This is a genomic window from Ureibacillus sp. FSL W8-0352 (genome assembly GCF_038004345.1).
In the GTDB taxonomy this organism is placed as follows: domain Bacteria; phylum Bacillota; class Bacilli; order Bacillales_A; family Planococcaceae; genus Ureibacillus; species Ureibacillus thermosphaericus.
On sequence record NZ_JBBOQT010000001.1, the window covers coordinates 1,702,810 to 1,726,459 of the forward strand.

Below are 23,650 nucleotides of genomic sequence, written 5' to 3' on the forward strand. Positions count from 1 at the left end.
ATTTGAACAACTTTTTCAAGTAATTCCGTATTCATGCAGATAGGGGTCCCCTTTTAAAATATCAGAGAGAATACCCTGCCTTTTTCTTTTATCCATATGTTAAACTTTGGATAATAAAAACGCGCTGTCCCAAGGCGTTTTTTTACCGTTTTGGATCGCTAACAACGTCAACAAAATTCCTGCCGTTCCGTCTATTAATCCGACATAATCATAATATTCCTTGTTTTCTTCGCTTCCCTCAATATTTTTAAAACCAAATGGATATTCCTCATTGTAATATTTCATAATGTCATTGGCCAATGTAAGGGTGGTTTGACAAAAATCACTGATATTCGTTTCCTCATAAAACCGATTGCAGATGTATGCCACGCCTGCCAAACCATGACAAAAGGAGGGAGAAAAAATGTCGTAAAGCCGCTTGCTTGCCAGTTCCATTCCGCTTACGGCACAGTCAATATACGACTGATTATTCAACGTTTTCCCCGCGATAAGCAATGAATAAGCGACACCGGGGGTTCCGTAGCACCATGCATCTCTTGTATTTTTGTTCAAGACTGTTCCCTGTTTGTATTCTTCTAAAGAAACATGCGTTCCCCAATAATCTCCGATTTCATCTTTAATTTGAAACTTGATCAAAAAATCGGCTATTTTTTGAATACATTCATCTAGTCAATCCATATAAATATTCAGTTTTTTGGCATTGCACAAAATAATTAATAAAGCAGGTATGCCGTGAGAGAGCCCGAGTTAATGAAACCGGACGGCCAATTTCTTTTTTCCCTTTCCGAAAAAGCATGTTCAGGAAGAATATACCATCCAGGAATCTTTAAATCTTCCATCTCTTTGTCTTGAGACAAATCAATTATATATTTTAACTGTACTTGAGCAAATTTACTAACATAAATTTACAAATAAACATAAAAAGAGACATGAGCCGATTCCTTGGTTAGAATAGATGTGCTACCAAACTACCCAAACAAGGAGGTTCATGTCTCTCGTATGGATAGATTAGCACATCATCAAGAAATCTACCATACATGATCTTCTCTCGGATTAAAACTTTATTATTCCAAGTCTGTGATGAACCATCTCGTCCACCTCATAGATGGAATGCTCACAAAAGGATGTTCTGGTACTCTGACGGATAGTTACCATCCGAAACACCAAACGACGTTGAGTCATTTTTTGCACAAAGACGTTTGGGATGAAAACCGACTTCTTCAAGCCGCACAACAATCCGTTTGTAAGCAGATTCACCGATTAGCGAAACAAACGAATGAGCCGGTTTTCCTGATGATTGATGATACGATTTGCCAAAAGACAAAGCCCTCGTTACAGGCTAAGTCTCCTATTGAAGGGTGTGATCATCATTTTTCACACACCGAAGGCAAATTCGTATGGGGGCATCAGGTAGTCTGGATGATGATTTGCTCATCGTGCGTTCCCTTATGCCTTTGCCCGTTACGATAAGACATCAGGAATTAGTAAAATCGCTCTCGCACGCCAAATGAGCCAATCGCTCCATGGGTGGAACCATCGTGTCTATGTTCTGTTTGACTCTTGGTATACATCGAAATCGCTCATTGAAACGTGCCTAACGAAAGGATGGTATGTCATCGCAGCATTGAAAACCAACCGCATCCCGTATCCACAAGGAATTCGTCAATCCCCAAAGAATTTGCCGTTACATCGATGTTTCCGATATCCACCTTGTGACCGTGGGAGGGGAAACGTATCGAGTGTATCGCTACGAAGCGGCATTGAACGACATTCCAAATGCGGTTTGGAAAAACGATCAACCGATGACGAGCGAGCATTTGCGTTGTTTTTTAAGTACAGACACAAAAACTGAGCGATCAGGCTATTCTTGAATACTATGCGAAACGCTGGTCGATCGAAAGCTACTTTCGGCAAACGAAAGAAACATTAGGTTTCGATCGAGATCGAATCCGACATGAGCGAGCCATTAAACGATTTTGGGTCATCGTACAATTTACGTATATCTATTGCATGACAGAACATTCAAGTGATTTTTCAACCGATCTTGCGAGTGTGAGATCGAGAAAAATTCACAATCTCATTGAGTTTATTTATTACGAAGCTCAACGAGGAGTGCCACTAGATTCCATTAAAAACCAGTTACGAGTGGCATAAGGGTATCTTTGTTTACTTTTTGTAGATGGTAATAAATGTAATGAAATTCACTCATCTACAGTACTAATGATGAAAGGACTCACTATCCGACAAATTCCCAATCCTTTCTCATCAAGCAGTTAATACCGGATCTGAAAACTTCTTTTCGATATTTAAGTTAAATAGAAAATCTAATGTTTTTCTAATATTTTTTCTTTATTTTCATATTTTTTGGTACCGTCAAGAATTTTGTGTAATGTAAGATAGATAGGGTATCTCTGAAATAGATTTAGAATAGAGGGGAAGACTGGTTTCCTCCACACGGGGCTGGGACAAAACTAGCTTCTAGATAGGAAAAAGGAGAATTTGAGTTGGCTCAAATTCTCCTTTTTCCATTTATCCCCATTATTTTTGGTTAGTTGATCTTTGTTGGCCGTGTATTTTCGTAAATTCACGGCCATTAAGGCAATGCCCATTTCATTTTCCACTTTCGATTTTCCTCGAACGGAAAATCGAGTGAAACGCAAATTAGCCTTCAAGAATCCAAAAACTGGTTCTACGTCTATTTTACGTTGACGGAAAATAGAACCAGCTTTTTCTTCTGAAAGCTTCGCTCTTACATATTCTTTTTGTTGTTCCCATTTTTCATTCACCATGACCTTTCGGTGATTGCCTTCCTTTGCTTTTGTGCATGATGAACGAAATGGACATCCTGAACAGTTTTCACATTCATAGATTTTCAATTCTCGTTTGAAACCAGTCTTATCTGTACGTACAGAACGATAACGGAAGGTTACTCGCTGCTGATTTGGACAAATGTAGGTATCACTTTCTTCGTCGTACATCCAATTGTCTGGATGAAATGGATTTTGTTTATATTTCTTCTTTTGTTCTTTCTCATACATGGTATATGGAATGAGTGCCTCACATTTTCGATTCGAAAGGATGTCTTCATAGTTTTGTTCACTACCATAACCAGCATCTGCGACAATATACTTTGGTAACGGAAAATAATCCTTTTCTATCTTATTCAAGAACGGAATTAATGTACGTGTATCAGTAGGATTTGGAAAGATGCTATAAGCTAGTGCGTATTGACCTTCTGTTGCGATTTGTACATTGTATCCAGCTTTCAATTGACCGTTTTTCATATAGTCGTCTTTCATTCGCATGAACGTCGCATCTTGATCTGTTTTGGAATAACTGTTCCGTTCCCCCAAGATGTCCAAGTCTTTTTGGTATTTTTGTTTTCGTAGAATGAAGTCTATTAATTGTTTGTACGCTTGTTTTGGATATTTTCGTTCGCTTCTTAATGCTTTTCGTTCTGTGGCATCGGGCGATGTTTCTATCTTTTGGTCATATTCCTTAATGACTTCATCGACTTGTTGCACCATTTGAGCGAGTTCTTCTACGGACAGTTCTCCCTCATTTTCCCGCTCCATTTCAGGGATGATTTCTTTTTCTAATAGTTCGTTGTATAACTGATTGGACTTTTCAATTAAGTTTTGGTTGTATTTTTCAATGGATTTCTTCCATACGAAAGTAAATTTATTGGCATTCGCTTCAATCTTCGTACCATCGATAAAAATGGCTTCTTGATCGATTAACTTTTCTTCCACCAGTTGGCAACGGAATTGGACAAAACATTGACGAATTAATTCTTTTACTTCCGGATGCACACGAAAACGATTGATCGTCCGATAACTTGGTTCATATCCTTGTGCCAACCACATCATTCGTATACTGTCCTTTAATAGCGCTTCAATTTTTCGACCTGAAAAGACAGACTGCGAATAGGCACACAAAATAATTTTTAGCATCATGCGTGGATGATAAGCAGGACAACCTGTATTTCGAAGAAACGGCTGGAAGGCTTCATCTGGAATACTTTCAACTAAATGGTGAATATGGAAGGCAATATCATTTTCTTGTAATTTTATTTCTAAATCTAGAGGTAAAACTAATTGATTCATGTTATAATATTTAAACATAAGGACCCTTCTTTCTGTTAGTTTTGGTGGTAACTTAATTTTAACAGAAGAGGTCCTTATTTTTTATTGAAAAAATGAAGAACAGCTCATGAAATTTCATTCCAAAATTTCATGGGCTGTTTCCATTTTAGAGGGGGTTTTGTCCCAGCCTCCTTCTGTCAAAGTTTACGTTTAATTCGTTAAAAATTTGTAAATGATACAATAAGCTTATTATTCCGGCATAAAACTTATTCATTTCGACGCTTTTTGCTTTGGCGTATTCTTTTTAGTATTCATGAAAAACGTTTGCTCGTTGAAGCTTTTTTAAAAACTTAGGTGCCCACCAATTTATATCTCCCATGAGCTTCATTAACGATGGAACAAGCAATAATCGAACAACTGTAGCATCAATAAAAATAGCCAGTGCTATTCCTAACCCCATTTGTTTGACGGGAACAATACCTGTAAACGCAAATGCTCCTGTTACGATAATCATAATCAGCGCTGCAAATGTAATCACCCTGCTAGTCGAGGATAAGCCTTCGATTGTAGCTCTATCATTGTCATTCGTCTTCAAGTAGATTTCTTGAATTTTAGACAACAGGAAAACTTCATAATCCATGGATAAACCGAAGACAACTCCAAAAACGAAGACCGGAATCATAAGGGCGATAGCGGGAACCGGTTCAAAGCCAAAATGTCCTTCTTGAAAAATCCATACTAAAAGCCCAAATGAAGCCATTAAACTCATGATATTCATCACAATAGCTTTTAAAGGAATAACAATCGAACGAAATGCTAGAACTAAAATAATAAATGTAGATACAAAAACTATCAATAAACTATACTTGAAATTTTCGGAGATTTCATCATGAATTTCTTGGTTAAACTTTGGTAAACCTCCCAATAACACTTCAATCTGACCGTCATTTTTTTCCCAGCGCTTCACAAACTCTTTTGCTTCTTCCGAATCAAAATCAACATTTAAATGAACAGTAAAAATCGTTTGATTACCTTTCACTAATTTATTAATGAAAGGAGCTATTTTTTTCTTCGTTTCATCATTGTGCAGAAGCATATAAAGTTGTTGGTAATGTAAATCTCCCATGATTGAAAAGATAGAATCAACACTTGCCACGATCTCTTCCTTCTTTAAATCTTGCAACAAATTTTCCAGCTGTCTAAGAGATTCTTTTTCAAGTATATCATTTTCTTTCGTGCGAACGATCATTAGCACTTCCGAATGATTTTCACCCAAAAATTCTTTTTCGTAAATTTCGTACGCTATCCTAGTATCATATTCCTTTGGAAGCGCTGTAGCATCAGGGATGCTCAGTTTCATCTTAGAAATAGGGATTGAACAGAAAAGCAAAATTCCAAAGCTAATCAACAACAATATCCCTGCTCGATTCATGACAAACTTAGAAAATCGATGCCATACACCCTCTCCGCTTCCTTTAATCTCGAGAACCTGTAATTTGTTAATATTTCTTCCTATTACAGATAAAAGAGCAGGCAGAAATGTCAGCGCTATGACTAATGAGAAGATGACAATCACTGCTCCGCTGATGGCCACTGTCTTAAAAATTTCAACATCAATAACTAACATGCTAGCTAACCCTAAAATCACGCATAAAGCCGAAAATAAGATAGCTCTCCCCGCAGTTTGCGCTGTAACAACAATTGCTTCCTTTACATCCCTAGATTTTAGCTCTTCCCGAAAACGACTGATAAATAACAAAGCAAAATCAATTCCTAAAGCCAATCCAATCATCGGAACAATATTCAATGTAAAGATGGATAACTCTTTCTGCTGACCGATGAAATACAAAGTTCCCATCGAACAACCAACAGCAAGTAAGCCAATCACAATCGGAACAGATGCCGCGACAAAACTCCCAAATGCGATTAATAAAACAATTAAAGCAATCGGGATTCCAATCATTTCTGCTTTCTTCAAATCTTCTTGACTTGCCTTATTCATATCCTCATTAATCAATGCCGGTCCTGTCAAACGAATATGAATTCCATCCTCACTTTTTAACTTCATCTTTAACTCATTGAGTATATCCCCCATATCGTTAAATTCCCGATCAAATCCCAAAACAGCAAATGCTACACTGCCTTTTAACTGCCCTTCTTGATCATAAGGAGATATAAGACTAACTAATCCCTCTACATTTTGAACACTTTCCAGCTTTTTTAGTATAAACTGCCTAAACGCCTCCTCCTTTACTTTTTCTTCCTTTTCGAATAAAACAATAACGCTATTATTAGGAAGATTAAATTCCTCTTTCGCTATTTTTTGGACTTTTGCATAAGAACCTTTCATCTCAAACCCATCGCCACTGAGCACATCCGGGAGTTTAAATGCATATAAAATAAGTAAAAATGAAGCGATTCCCCATAAAGCTAATATAATCCAGCGATAGACATATGTCATCTTACCTAAGCTTTTAAACATGAATATCATCACATCCAAAAAAATATTCACTGTATTGTTTTAATATGTTAAGGCTACACACCCTATAGATAAACCGGCGGAAGTTCCGAATAATAACACTAAATCTCCTCTATTAATCTTGTTATCTTCTATATAGTCAAACAATAACATTGGGAGAGAAGCTGCAATACAGTTCCCATGTGTAGAAATATGAGAGGCAATTTGTTCTGAATGAAATCCAAACTTTCTAAAAATGTCTATTCCATGCTTGCTTGTTTGATGAGGGAATAAATATTTAACATCACTTTGACATATACCACTTTCAGAAAAAAAATCTTGAAAAAAATCAGGAAGCAAACGAACTGCATACCTAAACACTTTTCTGCCATCCATCTGAAACAAATTATCTTCCATTCTCGTATTTGGATCATTAGGGTGTCTTAACGTACCTCCTCCTTTCACACATGTCAAATTTGCCCCTGAACCATAAGTTTGCATTTTGAAATAATGAAGAACGCTTTTTTCATCTTTTGCAGATTTGGTGACAATCGCAGCAGCAGCCCCATCTCCAAACAGAGCTCTTACCTCATTAGAAGTTTTTGGCAATGTTGGACTTGGAGCATCTGAACTGATGATTAAGATGCAATTGTAGACTTGATTATGAATAAGATTAGCCGCCACAAATAAAGCTAATCCGAAACTATAACACGTCGTATCAACATCAAAACACGGAATCCCTGAATCGCCCAAACCTAATTCTCGCTGAAATAAACTAGCTCCGCACGGAATGGCCTGTAATGGAGAACCATTTGCACCAATTATACAATCAATCTGCTCCGGATCAATTCCGCTATTTTGGATTGCCTGCTTAGCAGCTTTTACACCTAATGTTAACGCATTTTCTCCATTTTCAAAATCAACATAATGTCTAGACTCAATACCTGTTGCCTTAACAATCCAACCGCTCGTAACATTCATTTTTTCTTCTAATTCTTCACTTTTTACTTTCAGTGAACCAACGGCTTTTCCCATTCCAGCAATTTTTACTTTAAACATTTTTATCCCCTCCCTATACTCAATTATATTTATGATCCCTTGTTCCTTCACCGCCAACATCGTATCGGAACCCCGCCATTTTTTGACGGGGTACCGACACGAAATGGCGGAGTCCTGAATAAAAAAGAGAAAACGCCCTCACCGATCCGATGAAGGCGTTAACAACATATGAAGCTCTGGAATGAGTCCTAATTGTTTTGCTTTTTCCACGGCTTCTATTCGTGAAGATACGTGTAGCTTGATGAAGATACGCGATAGGTGTCTTTCTACACTTCGCTGGCTTATATGATGTTTTTTGGCAATGTCTTTATTACATAAACCGTTGGCGACTTCCATTAATATTTCTTGCTCGAGCTGACTCAGCGCAACATGTTCTTCACTTTCTGCAATCTTGGCCTTTTCTTCGCAACGATGCAGCTGACGCAGTAAATGCACAGGAATGACAACTTCATCTCTTAATGCACAGCGAATCGCTGTAATCAATTGCTCGCTTGTCCCCGTTTTACTGACAAAACCTGTAATGCCTGATTCAATCAAATAATTAAAAAAAGGAGCAACATCATATCCGGTATATATGACAATTTTCGCATTCGGTTGTTTTTGAAGAATTCGCTTACTTAATTCGGTGCCGCTCATATCCGGCATACGCCAATCAAGCAAAAACACATCATATGTACGTTGTTCCATCATCTGTTCCGCTTCTGTGCCAGATGTAACAAGTTCTACTTGAAAATCTTGTTCGTTCTCCAGCATGTTCTTTGTCCCTTCACCAACAAGGCGATGATCATCGACAATTAAAATATGAATCATACAAGTAAGTCCCCTTCCATGTTCATAACGGGATTGTGACAATGATATGTAGCCCATCTCCAAGTTGTGACGTCATCTCGCATGTTCCACTCAAGCTTTCAACGCGCTCTTTTATGCCAAACAAACCAAGCTTGCCATCACAATGATTTAATGTTTCCATGTCTATACCTATACCATTATCAACATAATGAAGTTGAACTTTCTCATCGTAAGTCTCCAATGTTAGTTGAATATGTGATGCCTGCGAATGTTTCAGCGCATTGTTTAATAATTCTTGGATAATCCGATATACTGCAAGTTCTCGTTCTTCATCTAATTTGGTTGATAAATGAATATGCCATTCCACTTTTACATTCACACGTAATTGGAATCGTTGGATTAACTGTACGATCGCTTCCTTTAATCCGATTTGACTCAAAAATGGCGGCCTTAATTCATGGCATATCTCTCTTGTTAAATCAATCATATCTACGATTTCTTCTTCGATATTGTTTAGCTGCTTTTTCATTTCTTCCATACGCATATTTTGAAAGCGCAAGCTCTCCACTTTCCGTTTTAAAACAATTAAATCTTGAAGAATCGTATCGTGCAGATCAATGGCTAACTTTCTTCTTTCCTTTTCCGACCATCGAAAGATCAAACGAGTGAGCCAAACAGAATTACTTCTTTCCTTTAAGCTATCTAACTCTTTTATGAAATCCTCTACTTTTAACATATTTTCAATCGTGATACTGGCATAATAGACAATGGTTGATAACCAATCTTTTTGTTCTGCCCGAAATGGAATGGGATGTTTCTTTTTTCCTATTAATAGTAAAGGACTTTGGCGGAACGAGCCTACAAAGACCGCAAACAAACGCTTATTTTCAATGATTTTTCCAATCGAAAGTGGTTGACCATCCATCTTTTTGATTAACTTCATCCACTCTTTTTCATCGCAATGAAAAGGTGCTTGCCTATTTTGGACCGCCAATTGTACAAAAGCCAGATTCTCTATATCTAATACTTCTCTCACTTCTTTTTCCATGCATCGGATCACTTCTTGCATGTTTTTCTGTTTTTTTAATGCTTCGCCGATCCGATATATACTTTCTTGATAAAAGTCTTTTTGTACGTATAACTTCGTCCTTAATGTTCGATCGAAACATTCTTTTAAATAGAGAGCAAGGATATTTATTATATAAATTACTCAACTTTCGCACACAGATATTGTCAGACATCTCTTGATGTAATTGGGTAAAGACGCAATCCATTCTTGTACTTTACTTTTAAATAATTCCATGTTCAAACAAACATTAGCTTCTGCTAATGTTTGGAAGATCGCTAATAATTGATTCAATGCACTCTCTAGATTCATATCTTTTACATCTTCACATAATAGAAAAAAGAGATTTCCAATCGTTTTAGGATCGTTGTTTTGTCTACGCTCCCACTCTAAGAGTATAAAGCGAGTAAACACAATCGTTGTATGACTAATCAACAGATCATACGAACGACCTTGAAATTCTTTTGCTAGGTTAAGCAATGATTTGGTACACTTGAAAAATGTTTCGATGTCCCAGCGCATCCCGTAAATACGCACAATTTCTTCATCTGAAAGTGTGGTATCTGTACTCAAAATGGCTAACCATTCACTCTTTTTATTGCGGTTACGCACGAATACAATCTTGACTTGTCGTCCTTTTGCAAGATGAACATGGATCGAACCGAGTAGGTCTTTCTTTTCCATGGTACGCTTTGCTTTTTTAAAGAGTTCATCCAGAGTATGGGCTTCACCATCTATGAAATAACGTTGTTTTAGCTGCTTGACCATACCAATGACAAATAAACCTTTATCCGTGATTTTTTCAATCAAAGGCTCATGCGTAAACCAAGTATCCATTAACACATAATCAGCTGTAATTCCTGCATTTAAGGCATGATCCAATAAAGCAGAGACAACGCTTGGCTTATCTTGTTGTGCTTCAAGACGACGCTTGTAGCCGGAAGTGCGTTTATCAATGGATTCATCGACCCCGTTAAGTTGATTTTCCTTTTTCGCTGAACTCAATAAAGCAAAGTCTACAGGTAGAAAAGAATATCCATCAGACCAACCAAGAGTAAGCAACTGAAACCCCTTATAGAATCGTTTCTCTGTATGATCAAATACTCGTGAAAGAAGTTCAACAGACTTGCTTCGGTTGCGTGAAAAGAGTGAATCATCAACAATAAACACCTTCACTCTGTTGTTTGATGTAAGCTTTTTTATACGTCCAGTAAGATCTTGACATAAGGAAAGTAAAAAAGTTCGCCAAGCATAAGTAGATGAATTTAGAAAACGGTAGATCGTATCTTTTTTAGGTAAGTCCACGGCTTTCTTACTTTGAAGTGCTTGAAACCAATTTTTATATTGGAAAACAAGCAAAAAAATAAGACGGAAAATAGATAAGCATGAATAACCAAATCCCTTAGTAATTCTCGCTTTTCTCAAATGTTTGCCTATATTTAATTCAGAAAATCTTCGTTCAAGTTCTTTTGGTAGTTGTGCAAAAGTATCTTTTTTCGTTATCATAATGGTGACACCTTCTTTGGTATTTGGTTTGTTCACCATAATTTTACCAAAAGATAGGTGTCTTTTTCTTTTAAAAAAATAAAATCAATAAAAAACAAGAGAAATAATGAAAGACGATATAAAACAGTCATATCAAGAGTTGCAATAAGATATTACTCTGCGAAAGTTGAGTAAATTAGTAAAAACAACAAAGCGAGTTCAACAAGTCTCCACGCTTCATTGACAAATTTGGCATAAAGCAATGTAACAAGAAAAGCCGGAAATAATGATAAAAGAGCATAGTATACAAAGTGATTGATGGAAAACTGCAATCGAAATAGCCGATCCGTACAAATCAAATAAAGAAAGACGGAGGGCAACACAAAAAACGAAGTAACGGTTAATTCAGCTGGCAGTCCCCATTTTCCAATGATTAGAACGGGGAGAGCATAAAATAAAACAAATGGTGCGGCAGATAACCCAATTGCGAAAAACAACCCTTTAACCGTATGTTGCTGTTCATCTTTTTTAAAATAAACGAATCCTTTTCCTAACAAAGCCAGAATGATGACCATGTTGATAAAAAATGTAGCCAATAGCACTTCTGCTTCACTGATCGAACGAAACGATAAAGATATGAGTGAGGCAACGAACATCACTAAGTTAAACCCATAAAGGGAAAAGACGATTTTTTTCGCGAACCACACTTTCTTTTCTTTTTCAAAATAATGATGAACGAAGTGCAAAAAGACGGCAGGCAATATTAAAAATATACCGTTAAACATTTGCCTTCCAAACAGTGCATATTTCGCTGATAAACTGGCACTTATATAACAAAGCCCTATCAATAATAAAAAGTAAATAAGCACGGTGGCCGATTTGTCATCCGGCCGCAGACGAAGCAAAAAAATGCTTAAACTAACAGCGAATAGAAAAAAACCCATCGGCAAGGCGATATAATACAGCCATTGTTCCGTTCCATGCGATTTATAGTCAACCGTCAATGTTTGGATTTGATTTTCTCTCTGAATCGTTATTGTTTTCGCTTGTTCAATTGTTTTGTATTTCCGGACAGTAAAATGGGAGAGCGGGGGCTTTCCGTCCACTTTCAGCACTTGATCATTAATATGAATGCCATTTTTTTTTGCCCAACCAAACTCGTAAATATCGCTTACAACAATATCACCGTTCTTATTTTTCTCTACATCCATGCCGATCAATGGATGCTTCACATTGAAAATGGTTAAATATAGTGCCACAATCGCAGCTACGCTTATCACGGTAATCGTTCGTCTCATCGCTCTCTACTTCCAATATCCAAGGGGGGTAACGGATTGGCTAAATACCTTTATTATCGCTTGAACTTCGAGTTCATCTAAACCTACTAAGCTTACTGTACCACTTTTTAATTTTTCAATAACCTCTGGATTTTCCATTAAAAAACGAATCATTTCTTGCATATTTACTCCCTCCGAAATTATAAAATTATCATTTTTAGTGCGGATTTGTACCTATCGTTTACATCCAGTTTCTCGATTTCTTGCAAAGCCTTTTCCTTGTAAATCTGGCTCATCACTTTTGCATAGTAAAACGCTCCTTCCTGTTCCATTTGCTGAATCACTTTTTCCTTTTGGACATAAAGCTCATTGTAATCAACATGATTGCTAAAATACTGTTTCAGTAAGTTATCCCGTTTACTTGTTAGCATGTACAAAATCGGAAGCGACTTCTTCTTCGCTTTGATGTCGTTCTTCTCATCCCAACGATACAACGCATCCATATCATTGTCGATTTGTGCAGCAATTCCTATATCATTGGCATACTTTTCAATGATGACAGTGTTTTTTTCAGCATCTGCTAATGCAGTTCCGACGAAACACGCCATTGCTACTAAAGAACCTGATTTTTTCTTCACCATTTCTATATACTCCGCTTCCGTCTGTATGTCATATGTGACATCCATATGCTGCCCGTTTACGCTTTGAAGCAATCGAGATGAAATATATAACTGTGCCTTTGCTTTTTTATGATCATCAATAAGTAAATCCACAATAGCTTTTTGTCCTGCTAACAATAACCCTATGGCTATATGAAGTGAAGTTGTAAGAGGTGCTTTGTTCCACGTGGTTTCCAAGCTGTCTTGATCAACGAGGTCATCGAGCATATCTCCCGCCAACATCATCAGTTCTACAGACGCTGCGATTCGTTCAGTTTCCTTCATGTTTTCGGAAAACATCTGATAATGCACACCAGCTAAGCGGCCGAACAAAAAGTCGCTTTGTTTTGTGTGCTCCTCTATTGATGTCAATACCGACTCTTTTAAAGACGGTACGGAAAAAGATGCTGTAACGATCTCTTTCATTTGCATCTTCACTGCTTCTTTTTCGATCATTTCAGCAACACCTTGCATAAAATAAATATTTCCAAATAGGTAAATTTCAACAAGATTTATAAAATTCCTTCTTCAAATCAGAGTAATTTTCAAAACAATAACCCCTTTGCTTTGACAAAGAGGGATTCACTATGTATTATCTGATGAACATGTTTTATCCAACTAACATATTTTGGGATTGGTGGAAGTAGCAGAAAATGGCGAAGAGTGAGTTTTTTTACAACACGGTTTCTAAAGAATATTTATGTTTGAGAGGTTGATTTCAAAAGGCATCCTCATTTTATAAGAAGCCACCATGTGCTCATGAAATTTTTAGCTTCACATCGGAGCGGGCATGGCATCGCTTTGTGGTCGAAAACCTATTACAGAAAAGGCATTCCCTGAGCGTTCTCGATACCATCGTTGTTGTCGCTCGCTACGTTGGATGATTAAATGGATTCGACATCAATTCGCAAACTTGGACATTCTCACGCGTATACCATTGTAGACAGTTTACCGATCTGTGCCATTATACACGTACTTCACGTATAAAACGGTTTCGAGATGTGGCGGATATCAGATATCGTGCTTTCAAGAAGATGTTCTTCTATGGATTTAAGATGCACCCTCCACGCTTGAATTTATCAATCGATTAATCCTTCAAGAAGATGTTCTTCTATGGATTTAAGATGCACATCCAAATTGCCAAACGAACGTTGGTGTTATGTCAAGAAAATAGACACAAAAAAATAGAGATTTTTTCTACCGCGCTTCGCTTGCTGGCCTTGTCAGGGAATGAAGGTGTTATCCTCTTTCATTTCTGACAAGGAAATAGATAATTAATACGCCTTTTCATACATCACTGGAGATGGATATCGATTGTCGGAATGGATTCGTTTGTAGTTGTAAAAACACTCAATGTACTCAAATACACTTACTTTGGCTTTTTTAGGATGGAGTTTTCCTATTCTAGGTTACGAATTCGCTTTTGTACTTCTCGCAATGCTTGCTCTTTCAACCGGAGGTTTCCACTTCTAACAAAACTGTGAACAGGATCTTATACCCATCTATGCAATGTTTTTGGCGATAAATCGATCTACCGTGCTGTTGCAGCGATAGTGTTGCCTTCTTCTACAACTAACTTAACGGCATGAAGTTTAAATTCTTTATCAAAACTTTTTCCCACGTTGGACACTCCCTTAATGTAATTAGTTTTATTATAACCTTTCTAGGTCGTGTCCACTTTTTAGACTAACATCAAATTTTCATAATGTGTTAAAATACTTTCATAAGGGGATTTGATTTGGGATGATTATACCAACATGCCATCAGTGGCAAGTACTAAGTTAAACCTCTCTTTTTTTAATTTTATTTCATTGATAGTAATCTTTTTATTAACAAATCTTGAGAGTTTTAAATTATTTTATTTAGATGTAGAAAACGGAATTTTATGAATCCAACGATAAAGTATATCTAAGATAAACTTTCCTAAAGGTATTGTAATAGGTAGAAGTAGTGTACCCAGCAAAAGCATAAAAGGCACAACCTCTTCGACATTCACTGTTTCTAAGCTACCTAATACTAAAATATATCCGATCAATAATCCAACAGAATTTGCAATTATACTAATAATGAATACTGAAATAGCTGAAACTTTCCATCTATGTCTGTTAGATAATGTAGATTTATTTGAAAAATAGAAACCAACGTATCCAAAGGTAGGGATGATAGCAATTAAATAAGCTATATAAGTCCATCGACTACCAAATACATTGTAAAGACCGCCATATAAACCACTCAATCCATTAATACAAATGAAAGGAACTACAAAAGCTGTAATCACTCCAACTATAATACCTTTAATTATACTGATAAATATCAATTTTTATCTTCCTCCCGTAATTGAAAAATAGAACATTAAAAAATGTACACTAGTGTTGCATTAATTTAATTTTAATATTAAAAAGACTCACAATCTTCACTTATTTTATTTTGTGAAAAGAAAAAGTCCTTTATAATGGATAAGTCAGGTGGTAACCCGTCCAAATCCACTAAAAAGGACCAAACTCATGGACAAGATTACACGAAAAACTTCATTTGGACAATGGTTTTCGCCAATAAATCTTCAATTATTTGAAGAACAGGTGAAAACGATGAAATTAGATTACTATACGAAAAAATTAACGACAGAGCCATTTCTAAAATTACTGCTTTTTGCGCAATTGGAAGAAATCGAAAGTCTCCATGCGCTAAGCGATTGCCTTTTTGATGACCAACTTCAAAAAGGGGTCGACCTTAATTCTATTAGTATTTCACAGTTGTCACGGCGATTAAATGGTATAAACCCAGATCTATTTCAAAAGCTTTTTCTTGATTTAGTCGCAAAAATTCATGCCAAAACACAATACACAAAACGGGTCATGCCTTTAAAAATCATTGATTCAAGCACATTGCCACTTAATTTGACCAATCATAAATGGGCGAAGTTTCGCAAAACAAAGGCTGGTGTAAAGCTGCATTTGCGCCTTGTGTTTATGGAAAAGGGGATATCCTATCCTGAAAAAGCTTTGATGACAACGGCAAGAGAACATGACCGTGGACAGCTTGAAATCATGGTGGATGACAAGGAATGCATGTATGTGTTTGACCGTGGCTATCTAGACTATGAGCGCTTTGATCGTATGACGGATGACGGCTACTTCTTTCCAGACTACGGAAAAACGCTGTTATACGGGAAGTTTATGATTTTAAACTACCCGAAGATACGAGTGTTTTGTCGGATCAAATGGTATTGATTGGCACAACTCAAAACCGTGCTGAAAATTACTTTCGCCTTCTAAAAGTGATGGATTCAAAAGAAAATGAACTCCATTTAATCACAAATCGTTTTGATTTAAGCGCCGAAGAAATTTCCGAGATGTACAAATCACGATGGGCTATTGAACTGTTTTTTAAATGGATCAAACAACATCTCAGCATCAAAAAATTCTATGGTCAAAGTGAATGGGCGATTCAAAATCAAGTATTTATCGCACTGATTGTTTTTTGCCTACATGTTCTGGCACAAATCGAAACAAATAGTACGCGAAAAACCTTACAAATTAGCCGTTATTTAAGGGCTGCATTGTGGAAATCAGCGCATATCTGGCTTCGAAAAATTGAAGGAAAAGCCATCCCTTAATAAGTAAATTGTCGTCGTCGCACAGGTCTAATTGTCAATAAATTTCCAAATGGATGGAGCCACCTTTAATTGGGTATTTACCTTTTTGGCTCTAAACAGGAAAAATAATAAAACTGAAAATTACGACAATATTTATGCAACACTAGTGACTTTATTTAAGTAAAGTAGGAAGGTGATTAAATTGTTATATGTTCCTATCCTCAAATGTAAACAGGGAGAAAAAGATGCATTACTTAATTTAAATGATGAAGTAAAAAATCAAATCCGTCCTGTATTAGAAATCACTCCTGATGTATATCAAAAGTTTAATGGAACACAAGATTTTTGGGACAAACAATTTTTTTATTTTGATGTTTCACAAGAAATTCGAAACGATTTAAGTGAAAATGAATTTTTAAAGTTAATTAATAAATGTGATATGGAATATACAATTCCTGTAATATACTCTTACGATGAAGAAAATTTGATAGCAAAATTGATGGATAAATCGCAGAATGGACTAGCATTAAACTTGTATTTGGAAGAAATTTTAGAAGATGAATTTCCTGAAGTTATACAAGATATTTTAAAACTGATCGAGATATCTGATACGGATTTAATCATCAATGTTAAAGATGTTTGTTAATAAAATCTCTCACCTCACTAAGACAGTGTCTAATTTAGATATTGATATAACTTTATTTAGAAATATTATCTTTTCAAGTAATTCTTTTCCACAAACTCTTTCTGTGGAAAAACATAACCTTTCGCTTTTACCAAGAGTAGAAAGTAAATTATTTAATAAAGTAAAAGAATTCTTTGATAATAATGGTGTAAAGTTAGTTTACTCAGATTATGCAATTAATCACTGGAGTTTCCTAGAGTATATCCCTGGTATGCCAATTTCTTTTAATATTCGATACTCAATTGATGATGCATACGTTATATACAAAGGAGATGCTATAAAAAAAGGGGGATTAAATATAAATAAAGTAGCAGAAGCAAGTAGTCTTCTTGTTAATTCCGCATACTTTCTGGGAAAAGATTACTCGTGGGGAGATGCTGAAATTTATAAGAGAGCAGTTGGAGAGATTAAAAAACCTGGTAACACAACAACTTGGCGTGCGATCGGAACAAATCATCATATAACCTTTATGGTAAATCACCTCTCCAACCAGTTCTAGTTTTTAATGTTTCCCTTGTAAATTCTTTAATTTTATTTAAAGGAATATTAGATATCACCAACTCTTTTAATCCAAATTTATCTTTATTAGAGTAGCCACGAATCTTATTTTCCTTTAAATATTTAATTATTTCGTTTCTCCATAAAAGATCTAAAAGATTTGTGGCTTCTATTTGCTTATTAAATTTACTAGCCCTAATTCTTTTAATGGACACATTTCCGTACCTATTCATATATGCCATGATAATTCCCCAATACTCCGGTACTTTTTCTTCAATAACATCTATAAACTTTTCTCCAATGACTATTGTACATTTGTCAAAAGTTTTTTCATAATGTTTTATTTGATTTTCTAAACGCTCAAGTGTATCAAAATCACTTTTTATTTCATAACCATGTAATAATCCATTGGCTATCACTACATCTGCTCGAGCTAAGCCATCACAGATGGACAATTCTTCAATAATTCTGTAATGTTTATTTTTATTTTTCTTTTCTAATGTTTCGACCAGTTTTCGTCTAATTTCATTATCCGTCAACATATACTTTCACTCCAAAAAATACTCATTTATAATAAAATATATTTCAACAACTAATATGTTATTCCTTTTTATGCTCAAGAAAAATTATGTGATTCTAAGAACAATTTCGCAATGATAATTTATTATTGAACAATTATGATTTTTTACAGCTACTTGTAGATAAATAATGCCCCGTAAGAAATTCATCTTACAGAGCACTTCAAATAGCCTGGTTGAACCTATTGCTTCAGTTCACCCCCAACGCTTTAAACACAGCATCAATCGGATCCGCATAAAAAATGGGTTGCACTTTAACTAATAAATCCGATGGAACCGTTTGAAAATCTACAGCCGATAATGCAGGAATTAAAACCTTTTTCGCTCCAGCATCCACACAAACTTGCAAAACATTGGCTAACTCCTCAACTTTAGAAATTGTTCCTCCAACAGTCATATTCCCAATGACAACCGTTGACTCTAGAACCGGTTTATCCAATGCTCCGGAGCACAGACCAATTAATTCCGCAACAGCCAATTCTCCCGTTAAACCAATTCCTTGCAAATCGCTTATGTGCATCAAGTAATCTTTTGTTTTGGTACTAATAGAATTACTTATACTCTTACAATTTGCGGCAAAATAACGAAATGCCGTATCTAAGCTTTCTTTTGCACCACGATGAGAACCGACACCAGATTTTTCAAACTTTCCTGTTCCACTAACCACTTGATTTTCAAGTTTGTAAACGCCAATCATTCCTGAATCACTTTGACCAACAACATACACATGACCTGGTTTACCAATTCCTTCTGGGATTAATTTTCCGCCCCCTTGTTCAGGAACGGAAACATATTCCTCTAGTAAAGTTTCCTTATCAATATAAGAAAACATTATATCATAAAATTCCATGCCACCGATTTTTTTCAATTGTTCTTTTACACGACGACGACCTTCCAATGCATATTTTAAAATTTCTTCAATATCTTCCTTCACATATTCTCCATTTGGATAAATTAACTTCACTAATCCAGATACAGTTTTCCGAACCGCAATCGTATCTCGCTGATTTAAATTGTTTCCTAATTTAAAATATCGGTCAATTGCATCAGAGAAGGAACGTTTTCTCATCTCTCTAAAAAATTCCGCTACATAATCGACAATAAAACCATATTTGTCTGTAAAGAATTCTGGACGCATTTTTGGAATCTCCCAGCCAGGTAAATAATAATGCATACGATCAAAAAATGCGGTATCATTTGCCATTTCATCAGGAAACGGTGCAAATAAATGAGATGTTTTCAACAATACGTCCACACTTTGATTGATGTTGCCGACAAACACCATGGAAGCGGAAGCATTCTTTTCCTCCTTCCCCCTTGCAAAAGACCCAGATGCCATATAATCTTTCATGATTTGAATGCCATCTTTGTCTTTAAATTTAATGCCTGCCACTTCATCAAAAGCCACACAATCCCATAATCCAACAAGACCAATTTTTCGAGTAGACATATTGTAGAAAAGGTTCGCTACTGTTGTTTGTCCACCAGAAACTAGAATCGAATTCGGCGAAATTTCTTTATAAACATGGGATTTTCCTGTTCCCCTTGGACCCAATTCACACATATTATAGTTATTTTCCACAAGCGGTACTAAACGCAATAATAGATGCCATTTCACCCGTTCTTCTAATTGAGTTGGTTCCATACCAACAGATCGAATAAGAACATCAATCCATTCATCTTTCGTAAAATGTTTTCGTCCTTCAAAAATTTCATTGATGTCCATATTAGGCAGCTGAATCGGCTTTAAATTACTAACGCTGAATGGATTAATGTTGCGCACTTCTTCATCGTAAAAATAATCAATCTTCACCATGCTCCAAATGCCGCCCACTAGAAGCTTGTCATATTCCTTTACAAAATTAGAAGGAATCGGCACTCCTTTTAAACCTAGATTGGAAAATTCCGCTTCATATACATCCAATTTGGGATTTAATTTTACGGTTACTTTATCAATAATTGAATATTGACCTAACTCACGAATTTTAGATTTAATCTTTTCTGCTTCATCCGGACGCACAAAATTATCTGCAAGAATCTTTTTCACTCGTTCAATTCCCTCACGGATACTTTCTTCATCATCAGTTGCGCAATACATTCCCAATAAGTATTCAAGAACATAAACAGGGACATTGGCGCCTTCCTTAATTAGTTTGGTTAAATCCTTGCGAACAACACGGCCTGCAAAATATTGATTCAATTTTTTATCTAAATCGAGAACTGCTGCCTCTTCGCTCATAATTCCGCCCCCTAACGCCTAAAAATCAAAATCGCTTACAATGCCTAAATTTATTGAAAATGGAATTTTTTCCGTCATAATTCCTGTTTCCATATCTTTAATAATCAGATAGTACGTTTTATTGCGGTCATAAGGAAGACTTTTTAATGCAAATTGTAACTTAAACGTGCGTTCTGCTGGATCATCTGATGTTCGATCTCCAATTACTCTTTCTTCATTTGATAAAATATTTCCTTCCTCATCTGCCATGTATATGATAACTGTACGAGGATTCATTTTTTCTTCCACTTTCTCTGTCTGGAAGAAACTCAAATGGAAAATGCTATTAGTAATTCTTCTCATCGTACTTGTCAATCTTATATCCACTTTTGAAATGGATTTAACGCCCTTTTGACCTGCCCGTTTATTTTTGAAAATGAGCAGCGGAACAACAATTTCTTGTAAGCTTGCCCCACCATGGACAAAATTGATACCTGATCCTTGATTTCGATTGCGAATTGTTCCATTCGGCACATACACAAAAAATTGCAACTCATTGCGAATAACGGAAGATAAATCAATGCAAGTTTGTCCAGATACCTCTTTTTTCTCTTTGGATAAAATATAGCGACTTTTGGCTTCAATCATTTCCATTGGCTCTTTTATGATTTTATCGCTTTCTTGTAAAGGCTCACGTTGATATAAAAAACCATGGTCTGCCGTAATATAAATATTTGTACCACTTAAATCATCACGAATTATTTTTACTAAATCATACAATTGATTGACCGCTTTTTCTGCCGCATCAAAGGTATAAATTTCGGTTGTTGCTTTGTCACCTACCGCATCAATGGTGTCATGGTAAATATAAATGAGTTTCTTACCTTTAAAGGTTTCACGTCTACCTGCTTTATTCATATTCAATATATCTTGATAATAAATAGCGATACTATCTTCTGTTACCCCTTCAAGAATAGATTTTCGATGTTCAAGTCCGGATGAAACCTGTCCATTCACAAGCACTTGTCCAGATTCATTTATATCAATCGTTTTATGAGGGAGAAGGGCTGCCATGCCAAGCTTAGTAACAGACGGAATGACCCCAAGCATTGACTGAATTTCGCATATTCCAATCGTTTCCGCATTCAAACGCTCTGCAAGTTCGACACCGATTTCATAACGTAAGGCATCTGAAATAATAACAAATACCCGCTCTCCTTTATAAATATGAGGAGCAATAATGGAAGAATAAAATTTTTGCTGATTCAATACACCAGGTAATGACCATTGTTCCGTCATTTCCGATTTCACGGCTTGGGTCCAATGAGCACTCAATTCACCCATATACCAATGAGTATAAAGATATTCCACTTGTTCTTTCAATTTTTTCAAAAGTTCATTATTCTCCTGATCATAGGCAACGTAAAACTTGCGATAATATGTATCCATTACATGATACTTTGTTTGATATGCGTTAAACATATCAATTGCCTGACCAGTAGGAATACCAAGGGAATATTCTTTATAAAACTCATGCATTTTTACTGTATAATAAAGTGCTTCATAAACCGCAGCAAACCGTTCATAAAAATGTTTTGCCCTTCTTAATTTAATGAGCTTAATATATTCTTCAAAATCTTCAAGCTTTTCCAATAGGCTATTAGCAATATACATAATAATGGTTTTATCAATATAAGGAAAAATCTCAGCCTGTTTAAATTCATCAATCGGAATGGATAGTAAAATTTGAGGAAGTTGAATTTCTCTTTCCACCAACTCAATATAATCATTAAATACAACGTAATCGGCTTTGTGATGCATCCAATGATCAATGAATACTAGGGCATTTGTTCGGTTTCGAACAGCAATATAATCTTTAATATCCGCTAAATATTCCTCTTTGACAGAATGACTGAAAGCTGTTACTGCCAAATGAATAAATAATGTTTTTAAACTTTTTGTTTCCCGTTCATAACCATAATATTCTGCTGCATATTTCCAAAAAGCATCAATATCAAAAAACTTCTCCATTTGTGTTAAATACTTGTTGTTTTCATCTTCCAACGTATCCATTAAAACTGTTTTCAACACCTCTTCAAAGTCAGGTGTTTTCAAATTGCAAAAAACACTCATGATGGCAATTTCGATCATTTCTTCATTGTAAGAATCCATTTGGAAAGCTTGAAACTTTCGATAGCGTTCTTTATTGTTAAAGAACTTTTCATATTTTTTGATGACAGGACGCAAAGAAGAATCCATTCGAAGATCATTTAAAATTAAAGAAATGCGATCAGCATAGAAAGTCTTCGAATATAGAACGGTATCTGCCAACCAATTATGTTCTATTTCCAAGTCTAAGTTGGTATAGATTAAATAATTTGAAGTTGGGTCTTCTTCCTCTAATAAATACTTCATATAAAATTGATTATTTTCTGTCAAGGTTTCAATTTTTACATCCTCTAAAGTAAATTGTTGAATGTCTTCAATAAACTCTTGATCCCGATCTACCCAAAAGACAATTTTTCGGAGTTCTCCATCTTCGAGGGGGTCATTAAAAATATCTTGTAATGCAGATGTAATTTGGGTTAAATTCATTGCAATCACCTACCTAATTATCAATATTACCGTATAATCCAGCGTTCCAACAATGACGCTAAGAAAAAAGAAGAAAGCAAATCCAAAGCGGACTTGCTTTAAACATATAACTATTTATAAATATCTCCACGACTATCAACATTAAAAACAAAAATCACAATTTCATGCTCCATGATAGTATAAAGAATCCGATATTTTCCTACACGCAATCGATAAGAATTCGTATAGCCTGCCAATTTTTTTATATCATGCTTCGTAAAGTCAAAAGGGGATTCAGATAATTGTAATAAGGATTTTTTTATTCTTTCTTGCGTCACTCTATCTAATTTTTTAATATTTTTTGCTGCCAATTTTGAAAAGCGGAGTTCATACTTCACGCTTTCCATCATCCTCAAAGACTTGGTCAAAGGTTAGGAATTCACCTTTTTGATATTCTTCATAGCTTCTTTCAATCTCTTTCTTTGTCTCTTTATCAAGAACAACTTCTTCGATGGAATCTTCGTTTAACTTATCAAGAAAATCTTTTATGATTTTGTATTTATCAGCAGGCATTTGATCGATTTGCTTAAATAAATCCCATTTCGTAATTTCCATCATCATTTC

18 protein-coding genes and 4 pseudogenes are annotated in these 23,650 nt (G+C 35.7%); 5 read left to right on the forward strand and 17 right to left on the reverse strand.

The genetic code is table 11. From position 1 onward, the window contains the following. Positions 1–99: 99 nt before the first annotated feature. On the reverse strand, positions 100–636 hold the full coding sequence (locus NST98_RS08705; protein ID WP_340714935.1) for a lanthionine synthetase LanC family protein: 537 nt from the start codon (positions 634–636) through the stop codon (positions 100–102). A gap of 363 nt (positions 637–999) precedes the next feature. Between NST98_RS08705 and NST98_RS08710 the strand changes: the two are divergent. Further along, positions 1,000–2,154, forward strand: a pseudogene (locus NST98_RS08710) (IS701 family transposase). Between the two features lie 317 nt (positions 2,155–2,471). On the opposite strand, the gene NST98_RS08715 reads toward NST98_RS08710, so the two are convergent. The 9 genes from NST98_RS08715 to NST98_RS08755 all read right to left on the reverse strand — a co-directional run bounded on the left by NST98_RS08715 (position 2,472) and on the right by NST98_RS08755 (position 13,334). Continuing rightward, positions 2,472–4,124 carry an IS1182 family transposase gene (locus NST98_RS08715; protein WP_340714936.1) on the reverse strand — a complete coding sequence of 551 codons (1,653 nt, stop codon included), beginning with the start codon at positions 4,122–4,124 and terminating at the stop codon, positions 2,472–2,474. Positions 4,125–4,389: 265 nt separating this feature from the next. After that, entirely contained in the window at positions 4,390–6,567 is a 2,178-nt protein-coding gene (locus tag NST98_RS08720; protein ID WP_328216815.1) for an MMPL family transporter, read from the reverse strand. 39 nt (positions 6,568–6,606) lie between these two features. Then, positions 6,607–7,602 (reverse strand): 3-oxoacyl-[acyl-carrier-protein] synthase III C-terminal domain-containing protein, encoded by a 996-nt coding sequence (locus NST98_RS08725; protein WP_208650568.1) that lies wholly within the window; start codon positions 7,600–7,602, stop codon positions 6,607–6,609. Between the two features lie 138 nt (positions 7,603–7,740). After that, positions 7,741–8,412, reverse strand: coding sequence for a response regulator transcription factor (locus NST98_RS08730; RefSeq protein WP_340714937.1), 672 nt, complete (start codon positions 8,410–8,412; stop codon positions 7,741–7,743). 22 nt (positions 8,413–8,434) lie between these two features. Then, positions 8,435–9,460: a sensor histidine kinase gene (locus NST98_RS08735; RefSeq protein WP_340714938.1), complete on the reverse strand. Its 1,026-nt coding sequence runs from the start codon at positions 9,458–9,460 to the stop codon at positions 8,435–8,437. Between the two features lie 141 nt (positions 9,461–9,601). Next, a complete protein-coding gene (locus NST98_RS08740) occupies positions 9,602–10,963 on the reverse strand; it encodes an IS4 family transposase (RefSeq protein WP_096550514.1) in 1,362 nt (453 codons plus the stop codon). A gap of 152 nt (positions 10,964–11,115) precedes the next feature. Further along, complete coding sequence (locus NST98_RS08745) at positions 11,116–12,240, reverse strand: PDZ domain-containing protein (protein ID WP_340714939.1); 1,125 nt, start codon at positions 12,238–12,240, stop codon at positions 11,116–11,118. Between the two features lie 6 nt (positions 12,241–12,246). Then, complete coding sequence (gene comX / locus NST98_RS08750; RefSeq protein WP_008881885.1) at positions 12,247–12,402, reverse strand: competence pheromone ComX; 156 nt, start codon at positions 12,400–12,402, stop codon at positions 12,247–12,249. 17 nt (positions 12,403–12,419) lie between these two features. Beyond that, positions 12,420–13,334, reverse strand: a complete 915-nt coding sequence (locus NST98_RS08755; protein ID WP_340714940.1) for a polyprenyl synthetase family protein — start codon at positions 13,332–13,334, stop codon at positions 12,420–12,422. Positions 13,335–13,639: 305 nt separating this feature from the next. Between NST98_RS08755 and NST98_RS08760 the strand changes: the two are divergent. Continuing rightward, a pseudogene (locus NST98_RS08760) lies at positions 13,640–13,939 on the forward strand (IS982 family transposase); the annotation flags it as partial. A 213-nt stretch (positions 13,940–14,152) separates the two neighbouring features. Here the strand turns inward: NST98_RS08760 and NST98_RS17295 are convergent. Together NST98_RS17295 and NST98_RS08770 are read right to left on the reverse strand one after the other, a co-directional pair. Continuing rightward, a pseudogene (locus NST98_RS17295) lies at positions 14,153–14,260 on the reverse strand (IS3 family transposase); the annotation flags it as partial. A gap of 476 nt (positions 14,261–14,736) precedes the next feature. Then, positions 14,737–15,195 (reverse strand): hypothetical protein, encoded by a 459-nt coding sequence (locus tag NST98_RS08770; RefSeq protein ID WP_141603158.1) that lies wholly within the window; start codon positions 15,193–15,195, stop codon positions 14,737–14,739. Between the two features lie 187 nt (positions 15,196–15,382). Between NST98_RS08770 and NST98_RS08775 the strand changes: the two are divergent. From NST98_RS08775 to NST98_RS08785, 3 genes and pseudogenes are all read left to right on the forward strand, one after another. Next, a pseudogene (locus tag NST98_RS08775) lies at positions 15,383–16,494 on the forward strand (IS4 family transposase). Between the two features lie 172 nt (positions 16,495–16,666). After that, positions 16,667–17,119: a beta family protein gene (locus tag NST98_RS08780; RefSeq protein WP_340714942.1), complete on the forward strand. Its 453-nt coding sequence runs from the start codon at positions 16,667–16,669 to the stop codon at positions 17,117–17,119. Between the two features lie 25 nt (positions 17,120–17,144). Beyond that, positions 17,145–17,657, forward strand: a complete 513-nt coding sequence (locus NST98_RS08785) for a beta family protein (protein WP_340714943.1) — start codon at positions 17,145–17,147, stop codon at positions 17,655–17,657. Here NST98_RS08785 and NST98_RS08790 read toward each other — a convergent pair. The 5 genes from NST98_RS08790 to NST98_RS08810 all read right to left on the reverse strand — a co-directional run bounded on the left by NST98_RS08790 (position 17,626) and on the right by NST98_RS08810 (position 23,647). Beyond that, a complete protein-coding gene (locus NST98_RS08790; RefSeq protein WP_208650572.1) occupies positions 17,626–18,198 on the reverse strand; it encodes a sce7726 family protein in 573 nt (190 codons plus the stop codon). The two genes, NST98_RS08785 and NST98_RS08790, sit on opposite strands and share 32 nt — an antisense overlap. A gap of 226 nt (positions 18,199–18,424) precedes the next feature. Beyond that, the gene (brxL, locus tag NST98_RS08795) at positions 18,425–20,473 is read right to left on the reverse strand and encodes a protease Lon-related BREX system protein BrxL (protein ID WP_208650573.1); all 2,049 of its coding nucleotides are present in this window, start codon (positions 20,471–20,473) and stop codon (positions 18,425–18,427) included. Between the two features lie 18 nt (positions 20,474–20,491). Further along, on the reverse strand, positions 20,492–23,047 hold the full coding sequence (pglZ, locus tag NST98_RS08800) for a BREX-1 system phosphatase PglZ type A (protein WP_340714944.1): 2,556 nt from the start codon (positions 23,045–23,047) through the stop codon (positions 20,492–20,494). A gap of 110 nt (positions 23,048–23,157) precedes the next feature. Next, positions 23,158–23,424, reverse strand: coding sequence for a type II toxin-antitoxin system RelE family toxin (locus NST98_RS08805; RefSeq protein ID WP_340714945.1), 267 nt, complete (start codon positions 23,422–23,424; stop codon positions 23,158–23,160). Continuing rightward, positions 23,414–23,647, reverse strand: coding sequence for a hypothetical protein (locus NST98_RS08810; protein ID WP_340714946.1), 234 nt, complete (start codon positions 23,645–23,647; stop codon positions 23,414–23,416). Before NST98_RS08810 ends, NST98_RS08805 begins: the two co-directional genes overlap by 11 nt. Between the last annotated feature and the right edge of the window lie 3 nt (positions 23,648–23,650).